Genomic DNA, 6234 nt, shown 5'->3' with positions numbered 1-6234 from the left:
TTATGGGTGTGGATGGAAGCATTGATGAAGTAATAGAAAAACTTGAGAAAGGTATGCTTGAAGGTGGAGAAAGTTTGTGTACACCCGGTGCAGGAAGAGGATATGGCGTTGAAAAAACTGAGTGTGACCATGCTCATGAGTAATTGGGATGAAGGAGGTTTATTCTATGCCGTTTGGAGATGGAACAGGCCCCATGGGGCAGGGCCCGGGTACCGGAAGAGGAGCTGGGATCGGCAGAGGCAGAGGAAGAATGGGAGGCAGCAGTGCAGGAGCAGGTCCGGGCGGCTACTGTATATGCCCGAATTGTAAAACCAGAATACCCCATCAGCCGGGCAACCCCTGCTATTCAATCAAATGCCCGAAGTGTGGTGCTCAAATGATACGGGAATAGAAACTAATATTGAGATTTCGTGCATATTATTCCCGGGAGCAGGTTCCGAAGCTTGCTTCTTTTGCTTTGGGAGTGAAATATGTAACCGCGAAAGGAGTGGACCGGTTTGCTTAACCAGGCTTATCAGCTGCTTAAGGAACGCAATTTGAGGATTACACCTCAAAGAAAAGCCATCCTTCAGATCCTATACAATTGCAGGGGAGATCATCTTGAAACTGAAAGTATTTATGAGCTAATTGCTGCAAAAGAAAATAAGAATAAAAGGATAGGACTGGCGACTGTGTACCGTACTATGGAATTGTTTGAAAAGATAGGACTGGTATCAAGATTGTCGATGGAAAATTCACCAGCACGGTACGAGTTGATAATATATGATAAAACAATTCACCATCATTTAATTTGCTTAAAATGCGGACAGGTGCAGGAAATAGATGATAAGATTGCTGAAGAATTCAAAAGCCTGGTTCTGGAAGACAAGGGATTTGAGGTTACTGGTAAACCAATGAAAATATATGGATACTGCAGCAGATGCAGAAAATAATTGTTTTAAAACTAATCGGCATATTATTGACATAAGCATAAAACAGTATTAACATTTTTATTGGAGTCATTAATGGGCGATTGCTCAATAATACAATATAAATTTTAAATTTCATTGTTAGGCATTATTTTTTAGCCGTTTTATTGATAATGATATTCAATAACATTATGAGGGAGGGGACATCTAATTGCAAAAGCAAAAGTTAGCACTTACTTCGATGCGAAATGCACAGTCGGGAACAATTGTATCAATATATGGTGGCATCGGAATGTTAAGAAGACTTGAAGCACTTGGTATAAGAGTAGGAGGCAAAATAACAAAAAAGAGTGCGTTGATTGGACGTGGCCCTGTCATAATAGCTGTAGGAAATACTGAAATTGCAGTTGGCTATGGAATGGCGTCAAGGATTCTTGTGGAGGTAGACGAACAATGAATATTCTTCTCATAGGTAATCCCAATGTCGGCAAGAGTGCCATATTCAGCCATCTCACAGGAGTGAGCGTCACTACGTCAAATTATCCCGGAACCACGGTGCAGTATGCAAAAGGGTATTTGACATATAATGGACAGAAATATGAAGTTATAGATGTTCCAGGTATATATCAGCTTGATACCAATGAAGATATGTGAATATATGAGCACTTGCCCTATATATAAGCAGCCTATATGCTTTGTAATGATTGACAGATTGGTGAAAGAGTGCTATTATTTTGGCATATTAAATGGGCGAAAGCCCATAATACTTATTTGGTTTATAAAACATTGGAGTGATACAAAAATGTTAAAAGTACATATTCTTACTGATGACAGAGTCAGAAAACGCGGGATGCTTGCAGAACACGGTTTGTGTTTATGGATAGAAAAAGACGGCAAAGCAATATTGAGGATGATGAAGTAGCTGTTTTTCTTGGGTGCAGTCACCCGGGAGTTATCAATAGCCTCAAGTATGCACAGAAGCTTATTCCGGATAAAAGCATCAAACTTCTGGTAGCCGGAATGCATCTTGAAAATGTAAGTCCCATACGGCTACAGATGACTATCCAGTACATAATGGATATGAATATCCGAAGGGTTGTTCCTTTGCATTGTACAGGGTTTGGGGCGATGTGTGAGATGAAACGCTTTCTAGGTGACCGCTGTCTTACCCTATGTGCGGGAGATACAATACAAATCTGATTTTTACATAGAAGGAAATGAGATGAATGGTTCATACATTTACAATGAATGGCTATAATTTTGCGGTTGATGGGAACAGTGGCAGCATTCATGTGCTTGATGATATAAGCTACCAGTTGCTTTCAGGAATGAAGGAACTGATTCCGTTAAACGATGTAATTAAGAATTTCAAGAAAAAGGTAAGGGGACACACTTATTCTGCTGACGGACTGGGTGTCGAGGAATGTCCCCCTTTTACAAGATATTCTTATGAAGAAATAAAGGAAGCTTATGATGAAATAAAATCCTTGAAAGAACAGGGACTTCTTTTTTCTACCCCGCAGAATATTGAGGAAATGGTCTTAGCAAAAAAAGGTGCCGATGGTATAAAAGCTTTGTGTTTGCATGTATCCCATGACTGCAACTTAAGTTGTGAATATTGCTTTGCTTCCAAAGGGGACTATAAAAGCGGCCGCAGGTTAATGACAAAGGACATTGCCTTGAAGGCTGTGGATTATCTTGTGGATAATTCCGGATATAGGCATAATATTGAAATAGACTTTTTCGGCGGAGAACCTTTAATGAACTTTGATACGGTCAAAGAGGTTGTTGCCTATGGAAGAGAGCTTGAAAACAAAACCGGAAAGAAGTTCTATTTTACCATTACTACAAACGGGACTCTGCTTGACGTAGAAAAAATTAACTTTATCAATAAATACATTGATAATGTAGTAATCAGCATTGACGGAAGGAAAGAAGTCCATGACTCCATCCGGTATGACAGGGCGGGAAGAGGTACATATGACAGAATTGTGCCTCTTGCACAAAAGCTTGTCGGTGGAAGAAACGGAAAGAGCTATTTTGTTCGAGGTACATTCACTTCCAGGAACAAGGACTTTTCCAGAGATATAATGCTTTTGGCAGACCTTGGCTTCAGGGAAATCTCGGTTGAACCGGTTGTTGGCGCAGGGGATGAATTGTTTATTAAAGAACAGGATGTTCCGGATATTTTCAATGAATATGAAAAGTTTGCGGCAGACTATTTAAAATACCTGCAAGAAGGTAGCAGCTTCCGGTTTTATCACTTCAACCTGAACTTGTATGAAGGACCCTGTGTATATAAAAGAATAAATGCTTGTGGAGCAGGATTTGAGTATCTGGCTGTATCACCGGAGGGGTATTTGTATCCCTGCCATCAGTTTGTAGGCCAAAAAGAATTTATCATGGGGGATGTGTTTGAAGGGATCAGTAATGTAAAGCTTAAACAAAGCTTTAAAAATAATAATATCCTTACAAAAGAAAAATGCAGGGATTGTTGGGCAAAGCTGTTTTGTGCCGGGGGTTGCCATGCAAACGCATGGTATTCAAACGGGAGTATACTTGAGCCAAATGAAATTGCATGTACGCTTCAAAAGAAAAGAATTGAGTGTGCCATCATGATACAGGCTTTGCGGCATGCTGAAAGTGGTATTCAATCGAATTAATTTATTAAGGAAGTGGGCTTTATGTACGACGAGATGTATACTGATACGATGATTGAGCATTTCATGTGTCCCCGAAACGTAGGAAGCATGAATGATGCGGATGGAGAAGGAACAATCGGTGATCCCGGTTGTGGGGATTCACTGACTATATACATTAAGGTAAGGAACGAAATTATTGAAGATATCAGTTTCCTTGTTTTTGGATGTGCCGCTGCAATAGCGACAAGCAGCATGACAACCGAACTGGCTAAAGGCAAGACAATACAGGAAGCGATGAAAATAACTGAAGATGATATTGTAGAGGCGTTAGGCGGTCTGCCTGAGAACAAGAAGCACTGTTCAAATCTTGGTGTAAAAGCTTTAAGAAGTGCTATTGAAAATTACTATAGTAGAAAAGCTATCAACAAATAATTTATCATTTATTAAATGAAGGAGTGGAGAAAATGAAGCAAGCTTCAGAAAAGGACAGGAATAACGGATGCCCGGGAGAAGAAAAGCATAATCCTAAGGATTTCATATGCAAAACGCATGAACTCAATGATATCAAGAGGACAGTGGCTGTTTTGAGCGGCAAGGGTGGAGTGGGGAAATATCTTGTAACTTCCTTACTGGGTGTTGTAATGAGGAGGAAAGGCTATGACATCGGTATACTGGATGCAGATATTACCGGTCCCTCTATCCCCAAGGTATTCGGTGCTGATAATTACAGGGCTGATGCCGGTGAATTCGGCATATATCCTGCCAGGACGCATAACGATATTAAAATCATGTCTATCAACCTGCTGCTGGAAAAGAACGATGCACCGGTAATATGGAGAGGGCCGCTGATCGCAGGAACAGTAAAACAGTTCTGGACCGATGTAATTTGGGGCAAGCTCGATTATTTGTTTTTTGATATGCCTCCGGGGACGGGAGATGTTCCACTGACAGTATTCCAATCCATACCCCTGGATGGGATTATCATTGTGACTTCGCCGCAGGATTTAGTTTTCCTTCCAGTATTCCTGCAAGTTCATCTTCACGGACATACATGGTAATGGCAGTGGATATAAAACCGATGTTTTCCTGTGCGTTTGACACAAGGTCATCCAGGTATTCCTTGTTAATCATTATGTTCAAAGCTCCCACCTCCTAATTTGACAAGTGAGGGCCAAGATTTTTGCATACCCTGGCAAATAACTCTTCGGATATCACTTTTGTACCCTCTATACAGGCTTCATTCAGGCACTCAAGGGCAAGACGGTTAATCATTCTCGGTATGCCTTGAGACCTTCTGAAAATTGCTTTTTTAGTTGCTGCAGGGAATACTTCATTGCTTGAGCCGGCGTTTTTCATATGCCAGTCAATATATTCTCCCGTCTCTTCTTCATTCAAGCCCTCCATGGTAATCCATGTACCAATCCAATCCTCTGTGCAAGCGGTATCATAGCAGGAAGCTTGAGAGTTGTTGCCAGGGACGGTTGTCCAAACAAAATCATGGTGATGACAGCTTCATGCTTTACAGCGGCATTGGTAAGCAATCGTAGTTCATTTAAACACTGTGGTGTGAGAATGTGTGCTTCATCGATCAGAAGCAAATTAGGACGGTTTGATTCTGTATATGAGTATGTCAAAAGGTCGGCCACTTTCATGGCATCAGCTCCAAACCATGATGTATTTACACCCAATGCAGAAGCTATGGATATGTAAATACCACGAAAACAAGTGCAGGAACAGTAAGAATTGTACCCTTTATCAAAAATTCAGGTTCAACTCTAAAATATTTCCCACATGCCTCACATCTTACTATGGGCAGCGGTACATGCACCGGAAACAACTTTATACTTTCCCAATCCCCATACTGCCACTGCTGTGGTATTGATACGTCCCATTTCCATACATATTCCAGCCTTTTAAATGAAAAACTATGAATAGAAGCACATAAGGGACATTCGCCAAGCTCTGTGCAGATATTTTCGAAATCTTTCTTTATCCAGTTGTTGCAATTATTTGATTGATGATGTATTCTATTTATGTTAATTTTAAAAGTTAATGACTTCTCACTTGACCGGTGTCTTGGAGAAGCCATTTTTTTTCTCCTTTTTTCTCTATTATATCATAAACTATAACAAAATACTGTTGTGTTTAAAAGAATTTTCAGTCGGATTTATTTTGACTCCTCAGGCGTGTTCAGTCTAAATTAAGGTGACTGCTAACATTACATATACGATTGGTTTGAATAAAAGGGATTGACTCTATAATTGTTTTGCCGATGACATTATTATAAAATAAACACACCGCATGCGTTCACTAAATTGACTTAGGCATTACTGGATGGTACAATTAAATCATCTAAGTTTATTGTAGCATCGTGACTCTTAATCTCTCAGGAACATCCGGTGTAAATGGTTGTGAGTTCCGGTGCAAGTGATATTAAGGTGAATTTGAATGGCTAAAACAACTGGAATTGTTACAATGGATTTAATAAATGAAATAGAAGCCAAAAAAGGTGGTAAAAAGAAATGAAGGATAAAGCTGCTGAATGGATGAAACAAGCAGAATACGATTTAGATACAGCCAAATACATGATATCCGGCGGACGATATTTCTATGCTGTGTTCATGTGCCATATGTGCCTGGAGAAGGCACTTAAGGCGTTGTATCAGGAGAAGAAGGATGAGGTT

At 40.1% G+C, this 6234-nt stretch carries 11 protein-coding genes and 1 pseudogene; 9 read left to right on the top strand and 3 right to left on the bottom strand.

Annotated elements, in window-relative coordinates:
* Nucleotides 1-166: 166 nt before the first annotated feature.
* The 8 genes and pseudogenes from HPY74_19130 (at nucleotide 167) to HPY74_19095 (ending at nucleotide 4560) form a co-directional block, all read left to right on the top strand.
* Entirely contained in the window at nucleotides 167-391 is a 225-nt protein-coding gene (locus HPY74_19130) for a DUF5320 domain-containing protein (protein ID NSW92725.1), read from the top strand.
* Between the two features lie 106 nt (nucleotides 392-497).
* Nucleotides 498-932, top strand: a complete 435-nt coding sequence (locus HPY74_19125) for a transcriptional repressor (protein ID NSW92724.1) — start codon at nucleotides 498-500, stop codon at nucleotides 930-932.
* A 217-nt stretch (nucleotides 933-1149) separates the two neighbouring features.
* Complete coding sequence (locus tag HPY74_19120; GenBank protein NSW92723.1) at nucleotides 1150-1365, top strand: ferrous iron transport protein A; 216 nt, start codon at nucleotides 1150-1152, stop codon at nucleotides 1363-1365.
* Nucleotides 1362-1562 (top strand): 50S ribosome-binding GTPase, encoded by a 201-nt coding sequence (locus HPY74_19115; GenBank protein NSW92722.1) that lies wholly within the window; start codon nucleotides 1362-1364, stop codon nucleotides 1560-1562. The genes HPY74_19120 and HPY74_19115 overlap by 4 nt, the downstream gene beginning before the upstream one ends.
* 222 nt (nucleotides 1563-1784) lie before the next feature.
* Complete coding sequence (locus HPY74_19110; GenBank protein ID NSW92721.1) at nucleotides 1785-2108, top strand: hypothetical protein; 324 nt, start codon at nucleotides 1785-1787, stop codon at nucleotides 2106-2108.
* A gap of 26 nt (nucleotides 2109-2134) precedes the next feature.
* Complete coding sequence (gene scfB / locus HPY74_19105; protein NSW92720.1) at nucleotides 2135-3571, top strand: thioether cross-link-forming SCIFF peptide maturase; 1437 nt, start codon at nucleotides 2135-2137, stop codon at nucleotides 3569-3571.
* Nucleotides 3572-3592: 21 nt separating this feature from the next.
* The gene (locus HPY74_19100; protein ID NSW92719.1) at nucleotides 3593-3982 is read left to right on the top strand and encodes an iron-sulfur cluster assembly scaffold protein; all 390 of its coding nucleotides are present in this window, start codon (nucleotides 3593-3595) and stop codon (nucleotides 3980-3982) included.
* Between the two features lie 32 nt (nucleotides 3983-4014).
* A pseudogene (locus tag HPY74_19095) lies at nucleotides 4015-4560 on the top strand (P-loop NTPase).
* Between the two features lie 142 nt (nucleotides 4561-4702).
* On the opposite strand, the gene HPY74_19090 reads toward HPY74_19095, so the two are convergent.
* Genes HPY74_19090 through HPY74_19080 form a run of 3 tightly spaced genes read right to left on the bottom strand, consistent with a single transcriptional unit; the run spans nucleotide 4703 to nucleotide 5639 of the window.
* Nucleotides 4703-4945 carry a hypothetical protein gene (locus HPY74_19090; GenBank protein NSW92718.1) on the bottom strand — a complete coding sequence of 81 codons (243 nt, stop codon included), beginning with the start codon at nucleotides 4943-4945 and terminating at the stop codon, nucleotides 4703-4705.
* Entirely contained in the window at nucleotides 4942-5238 is a 297-nt protein-coding gene (locus HPY74_19085) for an AAA family ATPase (protein ID NSW92717.1), read from the bottom strand. The genes HPY74_19090 and HPY74_19085 overlap by 4 nt, the downstream gene beginning before the upstream one ends.
* An 8-nt stretch (nucleotides 5239-5246) precedes the next feature.
* Nucleotides 5247-5639, bottom strand: coding sequence for a hypothetical protein (locus tag HPY74_19080; protein ID NSW92716.1), 393 nt, complete (start codon nucleotides 5637-5639; stop codon nucleotides 5247-5249).
* A gap of 433 nt (nucleotides 5640-6072) precedes the next feature.
* On the opposite strand from HPY74_19080, the gene HPY74_19075 reads away from it, so the two are divergent.
* Nucleotides 6073-6234, top strand: a 162-nt coding sequence (locus HPY74_19075; GenBank protein NSW92715.1) for a HEPN domain-containing protein, incomplete at its 3' end; no start/stop codon positions are given.

Source organism: Bacillota bacterium (assembly GCA_013314855.1).
In the GTDB taxonomy this organism is placed as follows: Bacteria; Bacillota; Clostridia; order Acetivibrionales; family DUMC01; genus Ch48.
This window is presented reverse-complemented; position numbering and strand designations above follow the sequence as displayed.

Bases quoted from the DNA above. Each gene is read 5' to 3' on its own strand.
- HPY74_19130 (NSW92725.1), top strand. From the start codon at position 167: ATGCCGTTTGGAGATGGAACAGGCCCCATGGGGCAGGGCCCGGGTACC.
- HPY74_19115 (NSW92722.1), top strand. From the start codon at position 1,362: ATGAATATTCTTCTCATAGGTAATCCCAATGTCGGCAAGAGTGCCATA.
- HPY74_19100 (NSW92719.1), top strand. From the start codon at position 3,593: ATGTACGACGAGATGTATACTGATACGATGATTGAGCATTTCATGTGT.
- HPY74_19110 (NSW92721.1), top strand. From the start codon at position 1,785: ATGGATAGAAAAAGACGGCAAAGCAATATTGAGGATGATGAAGTAGCT.
- HPY74_19120 (NSW92723.1), top strand. From the start codon at position 1,150: ATGCGAAATGCACAGTCGGGAACAATTGTATCAATATATGGTGGCATC.
- HPY74_19080 (NSW92716.1), bottom strand. From the start codon at position 5,639: ATGGCTTCTCCAAGACACCGGTCAAGTGAGAAGTCATTAACTTTTAAA.
- scfB (NSW92720.1), top strand. From the start codon at position 2,135: ATGGTTCATACATTTACAATGAATGGCTATAATTTTGCGGTTGATGGG.